This is a genomic window from Methanoculleus sp. UBA291, assembly GCF_002499755.1.
In the GTDB taxonomy this organism is placed as follows: Archaea; Halobacteriota; Methanomicrobia; order Methanomicrobiales; family Methanoculleaceae; genus Methanoculleus; species Methanoculleus palmolei.
The window spans coordinates 40,566-64,853 of record NZ_DANC01000020.1; the positions used below are offsets into that span (position 1 = coordinate 40,566).

The 24,288-nt window shown below is 57.3% G+C and carries 21 protein-coding genes and 1 CRISPR repeat array; of the genes, 16 read left to right on the plus strand and 5 right to left on the minus strand.

Annotated elements, in window-relative coordinates; genetic code table 11:
* Window positions 1–227 precede the first annotated feature (227 nt).
* From BP737_RS04425 to BP737_RS04465, 9 genes are all read left to right on the plus strand, one after another.
* Entirely contained in the window at window positions 228–401 is a 174-nt protein-coding gene (locus tag BP737_RS04425) for a hypothetical protein (protein WP_292408785.1), read from the plus strand.
* A gap of 394 nt (window positions 402–795) precedes the next feature.
* Entirely contained in the window at window positions 796–1,821 is a 1,026-nt protein-coding gene (locus tag BP737_RS04430) for a FeoB small GTPase domain-containing protein (protein WP_292408782.1), read from the plus strand.
* A gap of 423 nt (window positions 1,822–2,244) precedes the next feature.
* Window positions 2,245–2,517: a FeoA family protein gene (locus BP737_RS04435; protein WP_292408779.1), complete on the plus strand. Its 273-nt coding sequence runs from the start codon at window positions 2,245–2,247 to the stop codon at window positions 2,515–2,517.
* Window positions 2,514–2,759 carry a FeoA family protein gene (locus BP737_RS04440; RefSeq protein WP_292408775.1) on the plus strand — a complete coding sequence of 82 codons (246 nt, stop codon included), beginning with the start codon at window positions 2,514–2,516 and terminating at the stop codon, window positions 2,757–2,759. The genes BP737_RS04435 and BP737_RS04440 overlap by 4 nt, the downstream gene beginning before the upstream one ends.
* Window positions 2,756–4,750: a ferrous iron transport protein B gene (gene feoB / locus BP737_RS04445; RefSeq protein ID WP_292408773.1), complete on the plus strand. Its 1,995-nt coding sequence runs from the start codon at window positions 2,756–2,758 to the stop codon at window positions 4,748–4,750. Before BP737_RS04440 ends, feoB begins: the two co-directional genes overlap by 4 nt.
* Window positions 4,751–4,753: 3 nt before the next feature.
* On the plus strand, window positions 4,754–5,209 hold the full coding sequence (locus tag BP737_RS04450) for a hypothetical protein (RefSeq protein ID WP_292408770.1): 456 nt from the start codon (window positions 4,754–4,756) through the stop codon (window positions 5,207–5,209).
* Window positions 5,206–5,496 carry a winged helix-turn-helix transcriptional regulator gene (locus tag BP737_RS04455; RefSeq protein WP_292408768.1) on the plus strand — a complete coding sequence of 97 codons (291 nt, stop codon included), beginning with the start codon at window positions 5,206–5,208 and terminating at the stop codon, window positions 5,494–5,496. Before BP737_RS04450 ends, BP737_RS04455 begins: the two co-directional genes overlap by 4 nt.
* 192 nt (window positions 5,497–5,688) lie before the next feature.
* A complete protein-coding gene (locus tag BP737_RS04460) occupies window positions 5,689–7,503 on the plus strand; it encodes an ABC transporter ATP-binding protein (protein WP_292408766.1) in 1,815 nt (604 codons plus the stop codon).
* Window positions 7,503–9,239: an ABC transporter ATP-binding protein gene (locus tag BP737_RS04465; RefSeq protein ID WP_292408765.1), complete on the plus strand. Its 1,737-nt coding sequence runs from the start codon at window positions 7,503–7,505 to the stop codon at window positions 9,237–9,239. Before BP737_RS04460 ends, BP737_RS04465 begins: the two co-directional genes overlap by 1 nt.
* Window positions 9,240–9,379: 140 nt before the next feature.
* Here BP737_RS04465 and BP737_RS04470 read toward each other — a convergent pair whose 3' ends face one another.
* Window positions 9,380–9,982 (minus strand): TetR/AcrR family transcriptional regulator, encoded by a 603-nt coding sequence (locus tag BP737_RS04470; protein ID WP_292408763.1) that lies wholly within the window; start codon window positions 9,980–9,982, stop codon window positions 9,380–9,382.
* 192 nt (window positions 9,983–10,174) lie between these two features.
* Between BP737_RS04470 and BP737_RS04475 the strand changes: the two genes are divergently transcribed.
* Genes BP737_RS04475 through BP737_RS04490 form a run of 4 tightly spaced genes read left to right on the plus strand, consistent with a single transcriptional unit; the run spans window position 10,175 to window position 13,649 of the window.
* Window positions 10,175–11,428: a COG1361 S-layer family protein gene (locus BP737_RS04475; RefSeq protein ID WP_292408758.1), complete on the plus strand. Its 1,254-nt coding sequence runs from the start codon at window positions 10,175–10,177 to the stop codon at window positions 11,426–11,428.
* The gene (locus tag BP737_RS04480) at window positions 11,421–12,632 is read left to right on the plus strand and encodes an ABC transporter permease (RefSeq protein WP_292408756.1); all 1,212 of its coding nucleotides are present in this window, start codon (window positions 11,421–11,423) and stop codon (window positions 12,630–12,632) included. The genes BP737_RS04475 and BP737_RS04480 overlap by 8 nt, the downstream gene beginning before the upstream one ends.
* Before the next feature lies 1 nt (window position 12,633).
* On the plus strand, window positions 12,634–13,359 hold the full coding sequence (locus tag BP737_RS04485; RefSeq protein WP_292408753.1) for an ABC transporter ATP-binding protein: 726 nt from the start codon (window positions 12,634–12,636) through the stop codon (window positions 13,357–13,359).
* Between the two features lie 5 nt (window positions 13,360–13,364).
* Window positions 13,365–13,649: a hypothetical protein gene (locus BP737_RS04490; RefSeq protein WP_292408750.1), complete on the plus strand. Its 285-nt coding sequence runs from the start codon at window positions 13,365–13,367 to the stop codon at window positions 13,647–13,649.
* Window positions 13,650–13,709: 60 nt separating this feature from the next.
* Here the strand turns inward: BP737_RS04490 and cas7c are convergent, their stop codons facing one another.
* Genes cas7c through cas3 form a run of 4 tightly spaced genes read right to left on the minus strand, consistent with a single transcriptional unit; the run spans window position 13,710 to window position 19,655 of the window.
* Window positions 13,710–14,555, minus strand: a complete 846-nt coding sequence (gene cas7c / locus BP737_RS04495) for a type I-C CRISPR-associated protein Cas7/Csd2 (protein WP_292408748.1) — start codon at window positions 14,553–14,555, stop codon at window positions 13,710–13,712.
* A gap of 2 nt (window positions 14,556–14,557) precedes the next feature.
* A complete protein-coding gene (cas8c, locus tag BP737_RS04500; RefSeq protein WP_292408745.1) occupies window positions 14,558–16,528 on the minus strand; it encodes a type I-C CRISPR-associated protein Cas8c/Csd1 in 1,971 nt (656 codons plus the stop codon).
* A complete protein-coding gene (cas5c, locus tag BP737_RS04505; protein WP_292408742.1) occupies window positions 16,525–17,229 on the minus strand; it encodes a type I-C CRISPR-associated protein Cas5c in 705 nt (234 codons plus the stop codon). Before cas5c ends, cas8c begins: the two co-directional genes overlap by 4 nt.
* Before the next feature lie 26 nt (window positions 17,230–17,255).
* Window positions 17,256–19,655 (minus strand): CRISPR-associated helicase Cas3', encoded by a 2,400-nt coding sequence (cas3, locus tag BP737_RS04510; protein WP_292408739.1) that lies wholly within the window; start codon window positions 19,653–19,655, stop codon window positions 17,256–17,258.
* 71 nt (window positions 19,656–19,726) lie between these two features.
* Between cas3 and cas4 the strand changes: the two genes are divergently transcribed.
* From cas4 to cas2, 3 genes are read left to right on the plus strand one after another with little or no spacing between them, the layout of a single operon-like run.
* Window positions 19,727–20,389: a CRISPR-associated protein Cas4 gene (cas4, locus tag BP737_RS04515; RefSeq protein ID WP_292408736.1), complete on the plus strand. Its 663-nt coding sequence runs from the start codon at window positions 19,727–19,729 to the stop codon at window positions 20,387–20,389.
* Window positions 20,386–21,420, plus strand: coding sequence for a type I-C CRISPR-associated endonuclease Cas1c (cas1c, locus tag BP737_RS04520; RefSeq protein ID WP_292408734.1), 1,035 nt, complete (start codon window positions 20,386–20,388; stop codon window positions 21,418–21,420). Before cas4 ends, cas1c begins: the two co-directional genes overlap by 4 nt.
* A 2-nt stretch (window positions 21,421–21,422) precedes the next feature.
* Window positions 21,423–21,716, plus strand: a complete 294-nt coding sequence (gene cas2, locus BP737_RS04525; protein ID WP_292408732.1) for a CRISPR-associated endonuclease Cas2 — start codon at window positions 21,423–21,425, stop codon at window positions 21,714–21,716.
* Between the two features lie 277 nt (window positions 21,717–21,993).
* A CRISPR array of direct repeats spans window positions 21,994–24,234; the repeat unit is 32 nt; unit sequence GTCGTGCCTCACGTAGGCACGTGGATTGAAAT.
* Window positions 24,235–24,288: the final 54 nt, after the last annotated feature.

Below are 24,288 nucleotides of genomic sequence, written 5' to 3' on the forward strand. Positions count from 1 at the left end.
TAATACAAGGGTGAACTTCGATGTATATACTTGTCCATGGACCCGTAAATAGGTTGCGTCGGAGAGAGTTCCCGGTTCCTTGAATCGGGGTCCTCCTTCGGGCCATATTTTAGGAAATCACATTAAATTCGAAGATTTTTCGAGTGAGGTTCATTACTCCCGTATTTGTTAACAGTATACTGTAGGGAGTCATCTCCTTACAGAGCTGGAAACGAAAAGGTGAACCGATGACAGCGGCGCAAGAACTTGCGACTCATGTGAGAGCAGAACTGGAGCACGTGCATGCCGATCTGGAGCACGTGGGACGAGATCTCGAAGAACTCAATGCACATATCAAGATGCTTGATGGACATCTTCACCATCTCCTCGATGAGACGGAGGAAGGAGTTATCATCGAGTAAGCATCTTCAAAATCTCTTCGGACAGATGGATCGTAACTTTCTCTCCCGTGCTTTTGAGGCAGGAGTCATTGAGAATGTTGACGCTCCCTCCTTCTCTCAACGTCCAACAGAGTTCCTCATGGTGAAACAGGGCAGGACTATTCCTGCCCTGCTGGCAGAAACTCCCCTACACGAGATCTGCAGTTTATCCTCCCGTTCCTTCCCGAAAGACCGTTTAAGAGTTGTTTCTCATTTTTTCCGAATATCGGTCCCCATTACCTTCCGGAACCCGTGCGGGGCCCGTATCCGACATTTTTCGGGCATCGCGCCGTCCGAAGAAAATACCTATTCCGCGATCAAATCCGGATCTCTTTCGGGCCGGGAATATATCGACCAAATGAGAGAAGAGACTCATATGAATCGATTAAATTCAGCGGAACACACGGCGACAGCCCTGCCCGATGATGTCGGGCCGAGGAGCCGGTACGGCAGCGTCGGCATTCGCGCGTCCGGGAGTCCCGACGTCGGGAACCGATCCGGGGCGGTCGTGGAGGTGAAGACCGGCAGGGTCGACCGCAACGGCTGCGGGATCGAGGTCGTCGATCTTCCCGGGACCTACAGCCTGACTGTATATTTTGCGGACGAGATCGCCGCATGGGATTTCATCCTCGACGAGAAGCCCGACATCGTCGTCCAGGTCGTGGACGCGGCGAACCTGGAGCAAAGCCTCTACCTGACGACACAACTTGCCGAACGCGGGGTCCCGGTTGTTATCGTCCTGAACAGGCCCGATACGGCCGAAATGTGGGAGGACCCCATCAACCGGGAGGGGCTCCCGACGCTCCTTGATGCTCTGGTCGCGTGCATGGCCGGAACACAGGGTGACGAACCCGACGACCGTTTCGATGCGGTGAGCGAAGGCGTGGAGACCTCGCCTCATCACGGACGAATCGAAGACTACGGCGAAGGGGAAGAGGCGACAATTGCATCGCTGGTCGATGCTCTCGCGACCGCCGGGGCCCTCCCCGGACGGTATCCCCTCTGCCGGCTTGCGGTCGAACTTCTGGAGGGAGGCGATAACAGCCCGTCGGAGGTCCGGGAGAGCCCGGTCTTTGCCCGTGTACAGATCCTCCTTTCTTCCCTCAATCAGGATGATTACGAGGTTTTAATGACGGAGGGGCATTATGAGGGGGTTGCAGCCGTTTTACTGCAGGCCCGCGGCGCCAATGCCGGCGTTCCGGGCGCGGCCGACGGTGTAGACGATGAACACCCCCGACGCTTCGGATGTTCCGGCCGCTGTAGCGAGACCGAGAAGCATGGAATCGTGGAGTATGCCCTGACGGAGAGAGGAAAACAGTTTGCAGAAAGGCTTGCGAGGATAAAGGAACTCCACAGAGGTCCGGTGTCGGGCTTAATCGGTGCGAACGGGTTTGAGGGGTAGGCCGGGCCCATCTTCCACATCCCGGGCGGAGAGCAAACGATCCTCCCTTCGTACGGCAGAGCCTTGCAGACTGCCGAAGAACCGCTCCGCCGGGACGATTGCAGATCGTCCTCCAGTTCCGGGAAGCGTGCAGGTCCTGCCAGGGGCACACCGACGGAGAAGAGCCGTTTTGATCGGTCAAAGCACGCAATAGGGGGTGTTTTTCCGATGTTCCCCGGCAATTATCCGCCGGCGGCGCCGGGGCGCGGATGTCATTCGCGCCGTTTCTCTTTGATAACCGCGTTTTCCTTCCGTCACCACGGGGAACGAACATCAGCCGATATTTGGTTCCATAGGATACCCGAAAAAAGTTCGGCACCTGCGGCAAGATCCGGAATAATTTCGGCTTCGGATTATATTGACCAAAGAAAAGAAAAATTATCCATGGTAACACCAGATTCAGCGGGTCGCACGGCGATAACCACGCTTGATTGTGTCGGTCTGAAAGGTCGATGCCAGGTGGTCGGCATCCGTGCTTCCGGGGCGCTCCGAAAGCGCGTGCTTGCCATGGGCATGGTGCCGGGGGCGGTAGTGGAGGTACTCAGGTCCGCTCCCCTCGGCGACCCCACAGAATACCGGGTGAAAGGATACTGCCTCTCGCTGCGGCGTGCCGAGGCAAGTCTCATCGAAGTCGTCCTGGATGGAGGGGGGAAATGATGGGAGATCTCCGTCCGCTTTCTTTCCTTTCCGCCGGAACCGAGGCGACGATAGCCGAGGTACGGGCAGGCAAAGGGATGCGGTCCCGCCTCTCCGGGATGGGCTTCTGCCCCGAGACCCGGGTGACGGTCCAGTGCGCGGATCGGGGCTCGCTCATCGTCTCGGTCGGCGACGCCCGCTACGCCCTCTCGCGGGGCGTAGCGATGAAGGTACTTGTCAAAAATACACCGGAGGAGTCATGACCAGGGAGATCAGGATTGCGCTCACCGGCAACCCCAACGTCGGAAAGACAACGCTCTTTAACGAGCTCACCGGCTCGCGACAGCACGTCGGGAACTGGCCCGGGGTGACGGTGGAGAAGAAGACCGGCCGGATCAGCCGCAACGGCTACGAGATAGAGGTCGTCGATCTTCCGGGCACCTACAGTCTGACCGCATATTCTGCAGACGAGATCGTCGCGAGGAACTTCCTCCTCGATGAGAAACCGGATGCTGTCATCCAGGTCGTGGACGCAACGAACCTGGAGCGGAACCTCTACCTGACGACACAACTCACCGAACTCGGGGTTCCGGTCGTCATCGCCCTGAACATGGCCGATATGGCCGAAGCGCAGGGCGACACCATCGACCGGACAAGGCTTTCGGAGTTCCTTGAGGTCCCGGTCGTGCGCACGGTCGGGACCCGGGGCGAGGGGCTCGACGACCTCATCGAAGCCGCGATCCGGGAGGCAAAGACCTCCCCGCACCATGAACATACCATCGGCTACGGCGGAGACGTTGAAGCGAAGATCGCAGCACTTGTGGATGCCCTTTCGGCCGACAAGAGCCTTGCCAAGCGCTATCCTCTCCGCTGGCTCGCCGTGAAACTTCTCGAAGGCGATGAGAACGTCCTCGCGAGGGTCAGGGAGGGTCCGGCATCCGCCCGCGTGCAGAGCATCCTCTCCTCCATTGACTCCGATGAATACGAGGCCGTGATGGCGGACAAGCGCTACGAGGCGATCGCTGCCATCCTGCCGCAGGTTCACCGCACCGACATCAAGGGTGCGACGTTTTCGGACATGGTCGACCGTGTCGTCACCAACCGCTATCTCGGTATCCCTATCTTTCTTGCGCTGATGTGGGGAGCGTTCGAGCTGACGTTTACGGTCGCAGCCCCCTTTGCCACCGCAATAGAGGTGCTCTTTGCATGGCTTGCCGAGGTCTCGGTCACCTCGCTCGAGCCCGCATGGCTCGGGTCGCTCATCGGCGACGGTATCATCGGCGGTGTCGGCGCCGTTCTCGTCTTCCTGCCGAACATCTTCATACTCTTCCTGATCCTTGCGCTCCTTGAGGATTCGGGCTACCTGGCGCGTGCCGCGTTCATCATGGATCGACCATTATACGCCATCGGGCTGCCCGGGAAAGCGTTCATCCCGATGCTGATCGGGTTCGGGTGCAACGTCCCCGCGATCATGGCGACGCGGTCGATAGAGAGCGAGAAAGACCGGCTGCTCACGATTCTCGTAAATCCGTTCATGTCCTGCAGCGCACGGTTACCCGTGTACGTCCTCTTCGCCGGTGCGTTCTTCGGAGCCCAGGCGGGAGGGGTGATGTTCTTCCTCTACGTCCTCGGGATCGTCGTCGCCATCGCATCGGCAAAACTCTTCAGGAGCACCATTCTTCCGGGAGAGGTTTCGCCCTTCGTCATGGAGATGCCGCCCTACCGGATTCCGACGGCAATGACGAGCCTCATACACATGTGGGGCCGGGGATCGATGTATCTCCGGAAAGCCGGAACGATCATCCTTCTCGGCGCTATGGTCGTCTGGGCCCTGGCGTCCTTCCCGTACGGCGTCGAGTACGGGAGTGCGGAGAGTTTTGCAGGGATGCTCGGGCACCTGATAGAGCCGCTGGTGGCTCCGCTCGGGTTCGACTGGAAGGTCGCAGTCGCGCTGATCTTCGGGTTCCTCGCGAAAGAAGTCGTCGTCGGGTCGCTCGGCGTCCTCTACGGGACCGGGGAAGAGACGCTCTCCGAGGCGCTCCTTGTGGACCCGGGCCTTTCCTCGGCGACAGCCCTTGCCCTGATGGTCTTCGTGCTGCTCTACATGCCGTGCGTCGCAGCGCTCGGCGTCATCAAGAAGGAGACCGGGTCGTGGAAGTGGACGGGCTTCGTGGTCGCTTACGGTATCGTCGTTGCCTGGGTCCTGGCGTTCGTCGTCGGACATCTCGCCCCGTTCATCATCGGGGGTGCGTAAACAATGAGTAATGGAATAAAAGTTCTCTTTGGAGCAGTGCTCGGACTGCTCTACGTGGTCTTCGGGCTGCTCCAATTTGTCCAGGCCGTCTTCGAGGCCGTCTCCGGCGTCCCGATGGCGGGTCTGGCGGCCCTCCTCGTTCCCGGGAATGTCTTCAGCGGGTTCGTGCTGATTGTGGTCGGAGCCGTTCTTCTGACCGGGGCTAAAAAACTCTCCGGCGGTGCAGAGGAAGGGATGCCCTTCATATACGTCGGCATCCTTCTTTCGGTCGGGTTCGGACTGGTCGCCCTCTGCTCGATGGGGGCGGGAGCCCTCGAAGCAGCTGCCTTCCCCGAGGAAGGAGCCGAACCCTGGTCGGTCGTGGACACGATCACGCCGATCCTCTACCTGGCGGTAATAGGAGTTCTCGGCTTCCTTGCGTGGGGTAAGGAACTCTTCAGGGGGATTCGAGCAGCATGATGCGCACGATAGCGAAACGGTTCTCCGAGGGGGGATTCACGCTCCCGGAGCTTGCACGCGAGTTGAACATGTCGCAGGAGACCCTGACCGAGAGGCTGCATGCGATGGAGCGTCTCGGTTTCATCACGCGCGAAGGATGCAGTGAACCCGCACAAACGGAGGGTTCTTCCTGCCATTGTCCCGGGTGCTCCTGCTGCGGTGCGGCCGGGAGCGGCGGGGTTGTAGGCTACACCCTGACGGAGAAAGGGAAGCGACTTAGCGGAAAAAAGGAGATAGAAAATCTTTGATTCCAAGGCCGGGGCTCTGCGGGCGGAAGCCCGCCGGAATCTCCCGGCCGGCCTCCCCGGGGTCGCAACGTCAACGGGAGGTCTTTTTTCGGGTCTGTGAGGATGGAACACCCTCCCCCGGTTTTTATGAAAATTCTTTGATAAACGGATATTTTGAAACAAACGGTCCGGAAAAACCGGAGCGTGAACTCTATGAAACAGGCTTTTAAAGAAAAAACAGGAATCATGCGCCTGCTGGAGATTGCGGGGGAGAAGAAAGGGCTCCTGATCTGTTCGGGCATCCTTTCCATGCTCAGCGCCGTCTTCATGCTGGTTCCTTACGTCTCGGTCTATTACATCCTTGCCGAGCTTTTGCGCCATGCAGCAGACCTTTCTTCCGTCGACGGCCCGGCCATGATTCGCTGGGGGTGGATTGCCCTATGGGGCCTTGTCGCCGGCCTGATCACCATGTATCTTGGAGGCATGGCTTCCCACATCGCCGCTTTCCGCATCCTGTACGGTCTCCGGGTGCAGCTTACCGAGCACATCGGCAGGCTCCCCCTGGGCTACCTGACAAGGACCTCGATCGGGGCGGTGAAGAAGACGCTTGAGCAGAACGTGGAGAAGATCGAGCAGTTCGTCGCCCACCAGATCCCCGACATGTGCAATGCGCTCGCCACTGTGGTGGTGATGTTTGCCGCCCTCTTCTATCTGAACTTCTGGATGGCTCTGGTCTGCCTGACCGCGATCGCTCTGGGGTTCGGGATCCAGGCATCCATGTGGGTGGGAGAGGACGCGAAGAAATGGGTGAAGCTCTACTACGACGCGCTGGAGGAGATCAACGCGTCCGCCGTGCAGTACGTCCGGGGGATGCCGGCGGTCAAGGTATTCGGGCAGACGGTGCACTCGTTCCGCCGTTTCTACGACGATATGGTCCGCTACCGCGATTTCTGTGTCAGGTTCTCGGACAGTTTCCAGAACGGGTTTGCCTTCTTTAAGACCATACTGGCCTCGCTCCTGAGTTTCATCCTCCCGGTGGGGGTCCTTCTCCTGAGCCGGGACCCGGCCGGCATGGCGTTCGCCCTGGTCCTGCTCTTCTTCGTCATTCTGGGCCCTGGAACGGCGGCTCCGCTCTACAAGTTCCTCTACCTCTCCTCGAGCCTGCGGGATATCTCCGAAGGGGTGGACCGTATCGATGCGGTCTTCGCCGAACCCACGGTTCCCGAGCCGGAGCAACCCAGAAAGCCGGAGACCTACTCGGTGGAGTTCGACGGGGTATCCTTCTCCTACGACGCACCGGGGGCGTCCACCCGGGTCGAGGCGCTCTCCGGGATCAGTTTCACGGCAGAGCAGGGGAAGGTAACGGCCCTCGTCGGACCGTCAGGGTCCGGGAAGACCACGGTCGCCAACCTGATCCCGCGGTTCTGGGATGTGGGAGAAGGGGCGGTCCGGATAGGAGGCGTCGACGTGCGCCGGATGCGGACGGAGGACCTCATGGATACGGTTTCTTTTGTGTTTCAGGATACGTTCCTGTTCTTTGATACGTTGTATGAGAACATCCGGGTCGGAAAGCCGGGGGCAAGCCGGGAGGAGGTCTATGCTGCGGCAAGAGCCGCCCAGTGCCACGACTTCATCGAGCGGCTGCCGAAAGGCTACGATACGCTGATCGGGGAAGGAGGCGTCTACCTCTCCGGAGGGGAGGAGCAGCGCGTCTCCGTGGCGAGGGCGATCCTGAAGGGCGCTCCCATCCTGGTCCTGGACGAAGCGACGGCCTTTGCCGACCCCGAGAACGAGTATAAGATGCAGATGGCTCTCAGGGAACTCGTGAAGGAGAAGACCGTCATCGTCATCGCCCACCGGCTCTCTTCCATCCGGGGGGCCGACCAGATCCTCGTGCTGGAGGAAGGACATATCGCGGAGCGGGGGACGCATGAGGAACTGCTCCGCGAAGGGGGCGTGTACCGGAGGATGTGGGACGCGTACACGGATGCGGCTAGCTGGGTCATCGAGAAAGGAGGTGTCGCCTGATGGGCATTCTCACCGACATCACGGCAGGAGACCCCAGAAAGCTGGTAAAACCTGTCTTCTTCACGGTGCTCTCCGATCTCCTCAACATCGTCCCCGTCGTCCTCGTGATCGTAGCTGTCGGCCTGATCTTCGAGCCGTTCATTCATCCGGGCGCCCCGATGAACATCGCCGGCCTCTGGTGGGTCAGCGCCGCACTGCTGCTCTTTATGGTCGTCATCTTCCTCGGGGAGGTCGGAGCGTATCGAGCCTCCTACCGGGGGGCCTACGCGGTTGCGGCGGACGGCAGGGCGGCCCTCGCCGAGCACCTGAGGCGGCTGCCGCTCGGATACCTTACCCGCCGGGACCCCGGCGACCTGGCCAACATGATCATGGGGGACTTCACCCAGATCGAGCACTCGCTCTCTCATATCCTGCCTCAACTCTTCGGGGCCCTGATCCTGCCCATCGTTGCCCTGATCGGGCTGGCGTTCCTGGACTGGCGCATGGCCGCGGCCATGTTCATTGCGCTGCCGGTGGCCGTCCTGATCGTGCTCGCCTCGTCCGGGGTGCAGCGGTCGCTGGGCTCCAGGCACATCCGGGCCAAGATCAATGCAGCCAGCCGGCTGCAGGAGTACCTGAACGGCATCCGGGTGATCAAGGCTTACAACCTCTCGGGAAGCCGGTTCGTCCGCCTGGAGAAGGCTTTTAGGGAGTTGATGCGGGAGAGCATCCGGCTTGAGGGGCTGCTCGGCCCGGTCTTCTTGCTGGCGGTGGCGTCGGTGCGGGCCGGGCTGACGGTGCTGGTGCTCGTCGGCGTCTACCTCCTCCTCGGGGGGACGCTGGACATTCTGACGTTCGTCATCTTCCTGGTCATCGGGGCACGTGTCTTCGACCCCCTGACCACGGCGCTGATCAGCTTCCCCGAGTTCCGGTATCACGCCCTCGCGGGGGAACGCATTCTGACGCTTCAGCGGGAGCCCGTCATGCAGGGGAGTGGGCGTCCTCCCGAGGAGCACGACATCGAGTTTGCATCGGTCACGTTCGGATACGGGTCCGGTGCGGTCCTCCACGACGTCTCGCTGAGGATGCCGGAGGGGTCGCTGACCGCCCTGGTCGGACCTTCGGGGAGCGGAAAGAGCACGGTCCTCAAACTCGTCGCCCGGTTCTACGACCCCCAGTCGGGCCGGGTCTTCTTCGGCGGGGACGATGTCAGGGGGATGGACCCCGAAGCGCTACTTACGAAGATCTCGATGGTGTTTCAGGACGTCTACCTCTTCAAGGATACCATCGGCAACAACATCCGCTTCGGCCGGGAGGGAGCGACGCAGGCGGAGGTGGAGGATGCCGCCCGGAAAGCCTGCTGCCATGAGTTCATCATGAAGTTGCCGCTCGGCTACGATACACCGGTCGGGGAAGGGGGCACCACGCTCTCCGGAGGCGAGAAACAGCGGATCTCCATCGCCAGGGCCATCTTAAAGGACGCTCCGGTGGTGCTGCTCGACGAGGCGACGGCGTTCCTGGACCCGGAGAACGAGGTCGATGTGCAGAAGGCGATCTCGGCCCTGGTCGCCGGCAGGACGGTCGTGATGATCGCCCACCGCCTCAAAACCGTCCGCAGGGCGGACAACATCATCGTTCTGGATGGCGGACGGGTCGTCGAGCAGGGGAAGCACGACGACCTGCTGGCCCGGGGAGGCCTGTACTCCCGGCTCTGGACGCTGCAGCAGGAGGCGCAGGGGTGGAGCATTGCGGGCTAGGCCGGAGCCGGGAAGGAAACCTGAGACGGCGGAGATCGCCGGGGAAATCGATCGGGATGCCGTGGGGACCTTCATCCCCCCGTCCCGGGGCGGAACGGACGCAGGCCGCCGTATACAATGAGGGCAAATCCCATCCGGCATCAGACCGTACCGGCTTTCAGGGAGAGCAGCCGGAATACCGAATCGAGCCACACCTGCTTCAGCCTCCCGGGATCTTTCTTCAGGTGAAGTTCCGTGATGCGGAGACCGATTCCGAGGGCCAGTATTGCCTGAGCCAATTCTTCGGGAGGGACCCCGGGCGGGACTATTCCCTCTTTTTGCATCCGGGAAATTTTGTCTCCGATGAATGCGATAATTCTGTCCTGGATGGTAATGACTACCTTCTGCAGTTCGGGGTCCTGCGGCGTGATCAGGGAGATCTGAACAACGATGTTTGTATATGATTTCAGATCGCCGAACAGCAGATCCGCAATGCGGGAGAAGGTCTCGGGACCTTCACCCAATTCGCAAAACGCCTTCTCAATCTCCGATCTGATCCGCGTGAAGACCTCGAGCGTCATCTCCCGGAACAGGACCTCTCTGCTCTCAAAATACGCATACAGCGCCCCTTTGGTGACGCCCACCCTCTGCGCGATGTCCTCAAGCGTTACCGCCGTCACCCCTTTCTCGGAGGCCGCCTCAATCGCGGCGTCGATGATCTTCTTCTTTGCATCTCTGCGATATTCCGGATTTATTCGAGGCATACAAACGGGTAACTGTATGATGACTGACTTTATAATACTGGTTCATAAACTTAAAGTCATAACACTAAACATAAGTTTAATAATGTGACCGCGCATACAGAAATTTGAGGACATATGAAGCAAGCACCCGGTAACTGGTCTTTTAAAAAGAGAGTGTTCAAATCGACTGGAAAGAGCCGGCGAGGCCTGATCTTGACAGCAGGGGATCGGCACGCATATGCCGTACTGCTTCTGATAACCGCACTGCTGGCCCTCGGTCTCGTCTCCCCCGCCACGGCCGCGGAACCCACGGTCATCATCACCGACTATGAGGTGAATCCGTCGGTCATCCTCCCGGGCGAGATGGGAACCATCACGATCACGCTGAAGAACACCGCGGAATCGGCGACGCAATCTGCATCGGATACGTTCGATACGGGTACAAAGAGTTATACTACCACGACGAGCACCGACATCAGCGCGAAAGTTGAGAGTGCGACCCTCGTCGGAAAAGGGGTAGAGGTCGTACGTGGGTCCTTCCAGGATATCGGATCGATCGGGCCAGGCCAGAGTCTCTCCCTCACCTTCCTGATCCGGGCTCCGTCCAGCGACGGCATTTACTTCCCGGAAGCCTGGATCAGCGCTTCGGGCGGCACAAACGTGAGGTACCCTATTCCGGTGAACGTCAACAGCGCCATCCCGCTTCCGAAGAATCCCGCCATCGTCGTCGAGAAGTCGGCCCCCAACAACGTGAACCCCGGCGACGACTTCTTCGTGAACCTGACGATCACCAACGCTGGAGAGATCCGGGCAAACAACATCGACCTCTCGTTTCGCCCGAACACCTCCTCGATCGCTCTCAAGAGCCCGAGCACGCACCACCTCGCCAGGCTCGACCCCGGAGAATCGCAGGTTCTCAACCTCTCCTTCGCATCGGACCGGAACGCTCCGCTCGGTCTTGCGGTCGTCTCGATCCCGATCGGCTACGTCCGGGCCGACGGCTCCCGTTTCGAGCAGACTGAGCAGGCGAGCATAAACCTGCAGGGCGAGGCCGAATTGAGCATCTCGGCCATTTCGACGGACCCGGCCCCGATTACGCCCGGCGAGCCTTTCAGCCTGATCGTGAGGATCGAGAACACCGGCACCGACGATGCGACCGCCCTCAAGGCCCGTATCGACGCTTCCCTTTCCGGCTCGAAAGAGGCTTTCGTGGGTAAAATAAAGCCCGGGAGCGATGCACCCGCGGTATTCACCCTGACGGCGGAGGGGATCGGCGATATCCCCGTCACCGTCAATCTGTCGTACGAGGACCGTTACGGTCCGCATACCGAGAGCGAAGAGGTGACCCTCGTGGTGAACCAGCCCTCCGGTTCAGGGACCGTCCTCGCCGCTCTCGGCCTCCTGACACTCGCCGCGGCGCTGACCTACTGGTACCTACGGGTCCATAAGAGGGCGGATCATGCGTAGCGGCGGGTACGGGGTCTCGCTCTACCTTGCCGTCCGGGCGATCCGTCGCGGAAATCGCGGAACTCTCGCCCTCACGATCCTGGTCATCGCCCTCGTCGTGGTTCTGATAAACTTTCTCACCATGATCATCGGTGGGGTCGTGGAGGTGTACGACCGGCAGATGATCGACTTTCAGTACGGCCATCTCACGATCGAGCCGAGGGAGAAGGAACTCTACATCGACGATTCGGACGACCTCGTCGACCGGTTGAAGAGAGTCCCGGGCGTTACCGGCGTCTCGTCCCGCGTCAGCGCCGGCGCGACCATCACCAACACCGGGAACGGGAAGTTTCAGTCGAAGTCTCTCGCCGCATTCGACCCCGACGATGAGAAGACGGTGACCCGGTACCACCAGATGATCCTGGAAGGGGAGTTCCTCTCCGAGGGGGACACCGACCAGATCCTGATCGGGAGTCTCCTCGCCGGCAGCGACGACGAAGCGGAGGATAAACTTCCTTCGCTTGGCGGCGTCAGGGTGGGCGATCTTCTGGAGGTGGCCTACGGCAACGGGGTCGTGAAGACCTACCGGGTGAAGGGGATCTTTGAGACCTATGGCCTCCTCATCGACTCGGCCGCGTTCGTCACCCGAGAGGAGATGGATGCCGTCATGCAGACCGACGGCAAAGCGACGGAGATCCTGGTCAAGGGCAGCGATATCGGGAACGCAGGGCAGTTGAAGATCACCTGTATGCAGTTTGGGGTCCAGGAGCGGATCAAGACCTGGAGCGAGAAGGGGAAAGGCGTCCTCGGCGACGCAATCGAGAGCTTCAACCTCCTCAACTCCATCATGACCGTGGTCAGCCTGATCGTGGCGAGCGTGGTCGTCTTCATCGTCACCTTCATCAACATCGTCAACCGCAGGAAGCAGATAGGGATCTTGAAGGCTATCGGCATCCAGCGCCGGATCATCGTCGGAAACTACCTTTTTCAGGTGATGTTTCTCTGCACCTGCGGGGCAGCGGTCGGGGTGCTGATGCTCTTTTGCATCGCTCTGGGTCTCGGCGCACACCCGATCCGGTTCCCGATGGGGTTCGTCAGTCCGACCCTGGATCTTTCCAGGGTGGCGGTGAGCATCGCGTGCCTGTACCTCGTCTCGCTGGTCTCCGGCTATATCCCTGCTCGGTACGTTGCGAAGGAAGAGATCCTTTCCGCCATGAGGGGATAGAATGATCGAGGCGCGTGACCTAAGAAAGATCTATCGGATGGGCAGCGTCGAGGTTGCCGCGCTCAAAGGGGTCTCTCTCGCCATAGACGACGGGGAGTTCGTCGGGATCATGGGGCCGAGCGGGAGCGGGAAGTCCACGCTCCTCCACCAGCTCGGCCTCCTCGACACTCCGACCTCGGGGAGCATCGTCATCTCGGGCACCGACGTATCGAGACTGGACGACGAGGGGCGGACGCTCTTCCGGCTCATGCACCTTGGATACGTGTTCCAGGACTATGCGCTGGTGACCGATCTCGATGTACTGGAGAACGTCGCAATCTCCGCAATTGTGCGGGGGAGACCCGTCGACGAGTGCTATGCCGCGGCGCGGGAAGTCCTCGAACGGGTGGGGCTGGGTAGGAGGCTCCACCACCTGATCGGCGAGCTCTCGGGCGGCGAGCAGCAGCGGGTCTCGATCGCCAGGGCGCTCGTGAACACGCCCGCCATTGTCTTTGCGGACGAACCCTGTGCAAACCTCGATACCGAGAACTCGCAGATCGTCTTAGATCTCTTCCAGAGGATAAACCGCGATCTCGGGCAGACGATCGTGATGGTCTCCCACGAGCCCTGGCACATGGACTACTTCGACCGGATCGTCTTCATGAAGGACGGCCTCCTCGATACGGAACGTATGCGGGAGGAGGGTCTCCGGGCAAAACAAAGGATGATTATTGAAAAGGTGGATTGAGGTATATGGAGAGCGACACGCTGCTCGTACGGCAGGCCGTCGAGAAAGATCTCGACACCGTTCTTTTCCTCTATACGCACCTGCACGAACCGACGCACGATGCCGACGATCATGCGTTGAAGATGGCCGGAGAGGACGTCCAGCTCGCGTACGCGGTCGACTGGATCGAGGCGCAGGCGGAGGAGGGGACCGCGGAGCCGTCTGCCGTCCCGACGCAGAGGGCGGCGCCCGGGGGGTCGGTCGTGCTTGCGGCGCTCGCGGTTTTTGTGGCCTATCTCGGCCGGCGGTGATTGGAGAGGGAGGATTCCCCCGCGTACCCAGTTATCGGTCCGTTCGTGCCAGAACTTTCGTTACGCTCCCTCATATATCTCAGGCTCAAGACCTTCCAGAGGATCTACTGTGATCTCATAATCCTCGCTTGACTTCGGTGTATCCGTCTTCGGCCGCACATGCAATGTCCGGTGAACTTTCGCCGAAGAGTACTGCCCGCTCCTGGAATTGTGTTTCCACCAGAACACTTTGCATACTTCCATGCTACCTTCAGGGCGGGCCGATGAACAGTCATTCTCGAACAGAGTGGTTAGAGACTTACGGATAATTTCTGCATCCTCCGGTGAAAATCCCGTTTTTTCTGCAAGTTGACAGTTGATGCTCCCGTAAAACACGTACACCCCGAAGTCAACGCGGTACTTCATACCCATTGTATCCGACGCCTTCTTCGCACCGGGCACACTGTTAACGCTCTTCGTGATCTGCAGAGCCGTCACATCAACGGCATCCACGCTAAACGCCGGATGGATCGAAACCGGGCCCCGGATACCTATGGAAGCGTCATCGCCTTTAAAGGCGAACAACTGGCCGAAGCTCCGGACATCGAGCCACTCACCGCAAGCAATCTCTTTAGCCTTCTCCACATCTTTCTTCTTGATTGCATCAGCCAACGGTTTACAGGCATCCGCCCGCTCCCTCAAACTCTTGAATCCGTCGTCACTGCGATCGTCGGATTTCACAAAAACCGGCTGCTCCATATCCTGCATTCGGTTCCGGATCTTCCGCTTCAGACATACATCTGAGATCTCACCGCACCCGTCATAGTTTTCGCGCGGCCGATTTCCATTCAGCGGATCACCGTTCGGATTGGCATTCTTCACCGACACAACAACTGCGAAATCTATCTTGTTTTCAAGATTCGTCATAATTATAACCCTCCATCGTCCTTCTTACTCTCTGCCTTCCTCGCTTTCATCATCTTGTATTCCACCTCAAACTGATTCAGCTGACTCTGATACCCAAGAAGATACGTAGGACCAAGCGGCTCGCCGGTAAACCCGCCGGAACTCTGCAATGCATCCATCACAGAATTCATGCCTGCTTCACATCGGTTTCCGAAAAACTCCGGTCCTTTAGTCCTGAACCTGCTTAAATACGGGAGAAGTTTCTGATACAACTGATCCCATGTTTTATCAGGGCGTTTTCTGAATTGCAGCATAAAGCGTTCCGCATTTGTCTGTCGTGCTTCAGTCCCACCTAGATATAGCGAATACTCCTCAATCTTTCTTGCATAGGCCAGCAGCCGGCCGAACAGATAACTGCGGTCAGTATTCAGTGAATCTAATTCCACACTCCATACCTCCCTATACTCTTCCAAACTCGTTCGATCGTTCATACTGTCGTTGTAATACTTCCGGATTAACGCACAGGCGACTCCGAGAGTTCGGTTGAACTCCCACTTCTCCATCGCAAACGGACGTGAGGCGCGCATCGAAGCCGCCTCCACTAGATCCCGTGGCAGGGGCTTCCCGTCAACGATACAGGGAAGCAACCGCTCCACCGTTGCTTTTTTGAGTTTATCGTTCAAACTGGAACCATATGCCGCAACCGCAATGTCGACGGGCGACGGAGCACCACGAAACCGGATCCATCTGTTTTTTCCATCATTGTCCCGATAACTCCGAAAAAGCGGATACCAAATGCATGTCGTGTGCCATCGCATAATCCGTTTCAGAAACTTCGATCCTGTCAGTTCGCGGTAAAAGGTGAGAGATAGGCGTCCCTGAAGTCCGTTTGTGGAATCGAGGCCCATGACCGTCACATTGGAACTGTCATTCAGTTCCGCCGAGTAGCCTGCGATCGCCTTATTCAGGCGGGATGCAAACTCCTCCTTGGTGTCGGGGATTGCATCCAGATCATGCACCAGATCGCCCCAGAGATCGACGCCGTCCCCGCAGACCGGCGGGAGTGGTTCATCCTTTGTGCCCCAGGCAACGATCGCCTGATCCCCATTGCGGTATCCCTGCTTTGCAACCAGCCATTTCAAAGCATTCATCGACTTTTGGGAGGCTTCGTAACTCAACGTCACGGCCTGATCATGCGAGGCGAACCTCCCCCTGAACGTAAACCCTGTGTCATCGTTGGAAGAGATGATCTTCGCCCGGTCACCCGCGTTCCGGATCTTTCCCGCGCTCTTGCGGGAGACCGGAACACCCGTCTTCCCGGTAACGTAGCAGGTACCGGTATTCGGAAACATATGCGTGTAATATGCGATGAACCTCTGCCGGACCTCTTCATTCATCCAGACGCGGGAGTCGGGCATACCGGGAATTTCAACACAAAAGCGGACAAATGCATCGGCCGGACGACTTGGCTGCCGGAACAGTAGCGGCTTCTCTTCATCAGAGCCGGTCCACTTCTCCAAAATTTCGCCGGCCTCGGAAAGGTAGAGCACCTTCTCCGAAACCAGGTCGGCTATCATCGTTCTCTTCAGAACATACGACAACACTGCCCGAATCATCGGATGCGAGTACGGAGAGTCGCACCATCGCCGTAGATTGTTTACATATGCATCGAATCCGCTCTCCTTGCCTGGAACATACGTGGAATAGTCCCCCGCCACGTATTGAAGTTTGTCAAACAGTGGATGCGGCTCAAGCCCGCGTGTTCTGTTGGCTGAATCCTCGGTGCAGGGGATGATCGTAACGGCCTCGTTTTCGTCGTTGTTTCTGTCCAACGCCCGTGCCGACCGGAAATTGCCGTCTGCGTCAAGGACGATCTCGATCTGGGCATACTGCGTTGTGTGTCCGATCGGGAGCAGACTTTTCTCCGTGTCCGCCTTCAACACGCCAGCACTGCAATTGTCGTACGTCTCGCAGAGTCGGGAAACCCAGGTCATTGCATCCCCTCCCCGGCAAGACCAAGATTTTCACCCGGAATGAACGTTTTCGGGCGCTGAGACTTGATCTCGCGGATGACCGGGCACTCCTCCGGGCGGACGAACTCAACGATGCCGTGCCGCATCACCGGGTACCACATGCGGGCGGAGAGTTTTCCATCCCCACTCTCATCCGGATAGGTGAACCCATGAAACATCAGTCCAAACGCAAGTTCGGAGCAGTCGTCATAGGCGCCTTCACCCTCTCCCCATGTACAGGGTTCGACATACCCCTGACACTCGCGCGTTCCGAGAAAGACGTCGCGTCTTCCGCCCCGGGCGATCATCCGCGTTGCCATGGCGTAATGCTTGTTTTCATTCCGGTCGCACGCAAGTTCGGATCGGTGCTGGTTCCACTCAAAGTGGGCCTTCACCTGATACTCCACATTCGCGAGGTAGGTGTAGATAGAGAGATCGTTTCCACCCTGATACTTGATCGGGCGGATACCCTTCGACTGGGTCTGAATCATCTTCATCACCCTGACGGAGTCGATCACCCACATGATGGTAGGTTTCCAGTAGACGCTTTCCAGAATCCCTTTCAGCGCCTGGTACGTGGGAATCTGGTAACTGAACTTTTCGCCGCCGATCCGGGTCAGCGGATCGGTGAACAGAGCGAACTTTCCGAAAACCCGGAATTCTACGCTGTTTGGATACTCCACGTTCTTTTGCCGCCCTCCTCTTTTCTTTAGAATAAAACGGGCTCATTATCTGTTAGCGGGGTGATCCCGTATTCACGAGAGTAGTAAATATCGGCAAGTGCTAGAACGCCGGTATCCCCGATCGGATATATCCCGTTATCGAGTGATTGAACTTCATTTTTAAAAAGGTTTACCGAATATTGTTGCGCCTCCTTCAACAGTTCTACTGTTGCAGGGAGATGAGGCGTTTTCGCCAGTTCCTCGATGATCTCCTTGCCCCTTCCAAACGGCACGAGAACGCTTACCGTATCTTGATCGATAACCGCAAATTGACTCCCGCTTGAGGCAAATGCCTGGCAGAACGGATAACCGGGACGGTGCCCGAAGCGGTTCGCATATGCCGTCACTCCGGTTCTATTCAGAGAAAGGAGATCGAAAAGCGTGACATCGGTTACAAATCCCGAGTTTTTCCGAGAAACGGGATATTGCATCTCCCTTTTTTGTACCTCGTAGTGATAGAGATAATACCTTGCCAGCGCCTTCGGCGAGAGGAGATCATGGTCGAACTGTGCAGGGTTCTCTGCATATTCACGCAGAACCCGTTCTGTGTGCAGCTGACCCTTTCTAATTTCAGGCAAACGAGAAAGGTTTTCCTCGGAACTGTTGACGATGAATACGTCACGGCACGCATCCTCGCCGTGCCGGTTGCACCTGCCGGCCGCCTGGGCGATGCTGTCGAGCCCTGCAAGGGAGCGGATCACACAGTTAAACGAGATGTCGATACCTGCTTCGATGAGTTGAGTGCTGACGCAGATCACGGGTTTTCGAGCTTTGAGATTCTCATTTAACTGTCCAAGTTTTACCCTGCGGTGTGCCGGACAGAGTGCAGTACTCAAGTAGTGGAGGGAGCAGGTAGGATACCGGCGCTTGAGCGCGGCATACAGGTTCCTTGCCGCCTTTTTGGTATTCATAACAACCAGGATACTTGTATTGGCCTGCCGCTTCTCAAGGACAGAATCCGCAAGCGCCGATGCCGAGTAGCCACCGGGAATCCGGGCATCGCAGATGGTTGTTCGCCGGAACTTCCCGAATATCTCTTCATAATCCGGAACAAGATTCTCTGGTGGGGAGCATCTGACGGGCACCCCGACGTTTGAACCGGGCTGAGTTGCGGTACAGAGAATGATTGTTGCGTCGCAGACCTCGGCAAGAAAATTCAGCGCGGCGTTGAACATGTCGAGGCACTTGATCGGGATTGTCTGGACTTCGTCGAGGATGATGATGCTGTTTGCAAGGTTGTGCATCCGCCGGACCGATTGGGTCTTCCCGAGGAACAGCGTGTTCAGGAGCTGCACCGTCGTCGTCAGGATGATCGGCACATCCCACCGTTCGGTGAGCAGACTGTGCCGGTCCCCTTCGTCGGGCTCGGCAAGGCCGGTGTCTTCGGGCTCCTGGATCAGGTTGGAATGGTGTTCGAGGATGACTCGGTCCTTTTTGAGACTTTCGCGGATCACGTCCGCATTCTGGTCGATGATGGTGGTGAACGGGATTGCATAGATGATCCTGTGTTTTTTGTGGAGGATTGCATGTTGGAGAGCGTAACGGAGACTTGCAAGCGTTTTCCCTCCGCCGGTCGGGACACAGAGCCGGTAGATGCCTCCGGGATACGCCGCAGCCTGCCTGCAGGTCTCCGAGATCTCCGCGCGGAGACGATCGATCTCCCGATCTTTTCGCATCTCCGTGCTGAGGTATTGTTCGAGGTTGTCTGCAAGTTCTTGCCAGGTTGTTTCGAGTTCATAGTCTGGATCCCGCGTCGGCAACCCGGCATCAAAACAGTAAGTATCGTATCGATCGGCGTCGATGACGCAACTGAGGAAATACCGGGCAAATAGAGCGAAATAGAGTGGTTTTTCTTGGTTGATGTCCTGTCGCTGGAGGATCGGCTCGATAATCTGCCTTGTCTCCCCAGCAGCTTTGTGGAAGAGAACATCCAAGTCCTCTGCTGTGGTGCACTCGACTCCAAAATTGGTTATGCTCTCGTCGTACCCAATGTCTTTGTCAGGGTACAGACGGGAGTGGAACCGATCCAGTCCGTTGGTGTCGATACAGTCGATGAGACCGCTGTGGTGGGAGCAGACAGCAAGAGAGATCAGCTGAGCCGTACAGACCTGATAGACATCCGCACATTTTCCGTACTTTTCAAAGATGTATCTGGCTCCTGCAGAAGAATGATTGATTTTTCCCCGTAGATGTCTATCGCCTGAGAGGAGATATGCCTGAAATTCCTGTTTTGCTTTTCCTGCATCATGGATCAAACCACAGAGTTCTGCAAGATGAGGGCATCCGATCGCCTCACCATAGGTTTTACAGAGGGTTGAGACGGTTGAACCATGTTCCAGCAGTGTTTGTTCTCTATTGGTTTTAGAATCGTAGTGAGCAAGATGCATGGACGGTCATCTTCGTTGATAGGTTCTTATAATCCGACTTATAATAATGTTTCATCGGATCGCGATCCCCTATGAATCCCGACGACTATCTCATGCTCAGCGGCATCCAGCATTTTGCATTCTGTAGACGCCAGTGGGCGCTTATCCATATCGAGCAGGTGTGGAAGGAGAACGTGCTTACCTTCGGCGGCAGGCAGATGCACAGAAATGCGGATGATCCTTTCTTCACGGAGAGCCGGGGCGATGTGCTGCTCTCTCGGAGCGTGCCTCTGGTCTCCCACACGCTAAGGGTGTATGGGATTGCAGATGTGGTGGAGTATCATCGTTCAGATACAGGGGTTGCGATTGCCGGGCGGGAGGGGAGCTGGACCGTCGTGCCGGTGGAATACAAGGCCGGGAGGCGGAAGCCGGACGACCGCGACGAGGTACAACTGTGTGCTCAGGCAATCTGCCTCGAGGAGATGTACCGAACGAGAATTGAACGCGGGTATCTGTATTACGGCAAAACCAGACGGCGGACGGAGGTCATCCTTGACGATGAACTTCGAAACCGGGTGGCGGAGTTAGTCGCCGGGATGTATGCGCTTTACGATGCGGGCATCACTCCTCCGGCAGAGCTGCTGCCGCACTGCAAAAACTGCTCTCTTGTCGATCTCTGCATGCCGGCCGTCTCATCCCGCAGGCGATCGGTGGATCGCTACCTTACCGTCTGCATTGGAAAGGATGAAACATGAGAAAACTCCTGAATGTTCTGTATGTCACCAACCCTGACTCCTACCTCACAAAAGACGGAGAAAATATTGTTGTTTCTGTTGAACGGAAGGAGGTGGGGCGGATCCCTATTCACAATCTGGAGGAAGTCATCTGTTTTGGGTTTATGGGGGCAAGTCCGGGCGTTATGGAGTTATGTACATCCCGCAACGTGGGCCTTGCATTTGTGTCGCCGTACGGGAAATTCCTCGGACGGGTTTCTGGTCGTGTGTCCGGAAACGTGCTGCTCCGCAAGCGGCAGTATCTTCTTTCGGATGATGAGGTGGCCGCAGCCCGGATTGCGCTGAACTGTGTGCTCGGAAAGATGTTGAACTGCCGGAATGTTCTCCTGCGGTTTGGCCGTGATTATCCTGAAAAGGTATCTCCTGTATTTTCAGAGCGTCTTCAGCGGCTAACGGAGGGTATTCGCCAGCTGAGGGAGTCACCACCTGATACACTGAATGAACTCCGGGGCCGCGAAGGGATTCTGTCGAAGTGTTACTTTGACTGTTTCGACGATCTGATCCTGTCGCAGGACTCTGCTTTTGCGTTCGAGTTCAGGAGCAGGAGGCCTCCGCTGAACCGGGTGAATGCTTTATTGTCGTTTATCTATACTCTGATCGCGGTGGATTGTGCTTCGGCTCTTGAGTCGGTGGGGCTGGATCCGCAGGTGGGGTTTCTGCACCGTGCTCGACCGGGACGAATGAGCCTTGCACTGGACCTGATGGAAGAATTCCGGCCGTATCTCGGAGACCGGTTTGTGTTGAGTTTGATCAATAATCGGGTTATTGCAGCAGATGATTTCCTGGTGAAGGAGAACGGGGCGGCGATCATGACGGACGCAGGGCGGAAGGCTGTTCTTGCGGCATGGCAGCGACGGAAGACGGAAGAGGTTACGCACGGGTACCTGGATGAGCGGATCTCAATCGGCCTTCTGCCGTATGCGCAGGCGATGTTGCTTGCCCGGCACCTGCGGGGAGATATCGATGGGTATCCGCCATTTGTGGTGAGGTGAGCGTGGTGTTTGTTCTGGTGACGTACGACGTGAATACCGAGAGCCCGGAAGGGCGACGCAGATTGCGCACGGTCGCGAGGATCTGCATGAATTACGGGACGCGCGTGCAGAATTCGGTCTTTGAGTGTGTGGTCGATTCTGTTCAACTGATGGAGATGAAGGTTCGGATCGGAGATGTCATCGAGCCTGAGATTGACAGCGTACGGTATTATAATCTGGGGAAGCACGGTCGGGACCATGTGGAGCATGTGGGGGCAAAGCCCGGACTGAATGTTGAGGATGTGTTGATCTTGTAGGATGATCAGATGTCAAGAGAGGGGTGCGAAGGTGAAGTGCCCATGTTCTCCCAGGGAGGTTCGCGATCCAGCAAATATTAACTGTTTGATCATATGGGGCAGTTTTCTCGTACTTCTGAGACGTATTACGGCGTGACACGGGTGATTAGTCGCATGAAGCGCTGTGTCTTTTGTTCAAGGGTGTTTTATGCGGTATCTTTCTTCCGTCTTGGATATGGGGACAATTACTGCAGCGAAAGGCAAAGTAAGATATTTGTTCTCCGATATATAGCATAGAGTCGTGCCTCACGTAGGCACGTGGATTGAAATACAGTAACACGAATCAACATAATCGTAACACCCGTCGTGCCTCACGTAGGCACGTGGATTGAAATATGTCCCGTATCCAAAGGAGTACTGAAGTCTACGTCGTGCCTCACGTAGGCACGTGGATTGAAATCCAGGACCATCCAAAAGCATCAATTAAAACAAAGTCGTGCCTCACGTAGGCACGTGGATTGAAATGCAAAGAAGTAGGAAAATCCTTCAAGCGTAATGAGTCGTGCCTCACGTAGGCACGTGGATTGAAATATCCTGTGCATTGAGCACTGTTACATAACAACCGTGTCGTGCCTCACGTAGGCACGTGGATTGAAATATCGAAGTATACCTTTTTTCCACAATAAAAATGTCGTGCCTCACGTAGGCACGTGGATTGAAATTAAACCGTTACTACCCACAGCATTATATGTTTCAGGTCGTGCCTCACGTAGGCACGTGGATTGAAATATCGCTGGTACGTATGAGATTATTGAAATGGAAAGTCGTGCCTCACGTAGGCACGTGGATTGAAATTCATACTCATAATATTTGTTAGTCTTTTCAATGTCGTGCCTCACGTAGGCACGTGGATTGAAATCAGGTCGACGGCCACCAGATCCGGGGCTACGAAGGTCGTGCCTCACGTAGGCACGTGGATTGAAATACGACCTCGTAGCGACCCCCGGAAGGGTGAGTGGTCGTGCCTCACGTAGGCACGTGGATTGAAATCAAGAGATGCTCTGTATGTGGAAAGGTGCAAAAGTCGTGCCTCACGTAGGCACGTGGATTGAAATGCGCCCCGGTCGCTCCAGATCATCCGCCATACGTCGTGCCTCACGTAGGCACGTGGATTGAAATATGACAGGGTTCCTCACCGGCGTCGTGGTAACCGTCGTGCCTCACGTAGGCACGTGGATTGAAATATCGAGCGGGATCTCGTTGATCCCGAGCGTGGTGTCGTGCCTCACGTAGGCACGTGGATTGAAATCCCCGCCATCAAGTGCATGGTAGAGGAGAGATAGTCGTGCCTCACGTAGGCACGTGGATTGAAATGAGGTCGGGGCACCCCACGCAATCGCTGACGGGTCGTGCCTCACGTAGGCACGTGGATTGAAATCCGGGGGACTCCATCCTTGCCGGCCTTGACGGGTCGTGCCTCACGTAGGCACGTGGATTGAAATCCGCACCTCGTCGCCATCGAGGACGAGGATCATTGTCGTGCCTCACGTAGGCACGTGGATTGAAATCCTAATAGCTGCGCGGCGTGGGTCTATGCACTCGTCGTGCCTCACGTAGGCACGTGGATTGAAATCCGAGAACGCTGTCATAGAGATAATGCTGCCCGGTCGTGCCTCACGTAGGCACGTGGATTGAAATAACATCGACGGGCTGCCGGTGGTGCTCGTGCTCGTCGTGCCTCACGTAGGCACGTGGATTGAAATACAGCCGGGTTCCTGCTCGGGGTCGTCACGACGGTCGTGCCTCACGTAGGCACGTGGATTGAAATATGGCCCCCGCGGGTGCCCGTGAGCAGGCCCCGTCGTGCCTCACGTAGGCACGTGGATTGAAATCCAGCAAATCCAGTGCATCGAGCCCGGTGACTTGTCGTGCCTCACGTAGGCACGTGGATTGAAATCGTGACCTTCGCGATCTTGCATCCGTCCTCGTCGTCGTGCCTCACGTAGGCACGTGGATTGAAATGCGGCGGCGGCGATCGAGGCTCCGGCTGCAGTGTCGTGCCTCACGTAGGCACGTGGATTGAAATGACAGCGCGTCGGTGATCGTGACCCATTTCTCCGTCGTGCCTCACGTAGGCACGTGGATTGAAATTTGCCGCACCGACTGAGCCGGAAGACCTTGCAAGTCGTGCCTCACGTAGGCACGTGGATTGAAATCTTATACTCCAGCCTGCTTTAAAATGAAAATGGTCGTGCCTCACGTAGGCACGTGGATTGAAATTCCGCGAAGTAGTAGTCGGCGATATCCTTGATGTCGTGCCTCACGTAGGCACGTGGATTGAAATGTTCTGGATCAACCAGCCCTGTAGCATGAACCGGTCGTGCCTCACGTAGGCACGTGGATTGAAATTCTACATCCTCGGAAACAGTCTCCTCCTCTGCAGGTCGTGCCTCACGTAGGCACGTGGATTGAAATATGGCCGAGCTCGACACGGTCCGCAAGGCCACGTCGTGCCTCACGTAGGCACGTGGATTGAAATGCCCGGGCCGTGTAGTGCTTGGTCCAGATCTCCGTCGTGCCTCACGTAGGCACG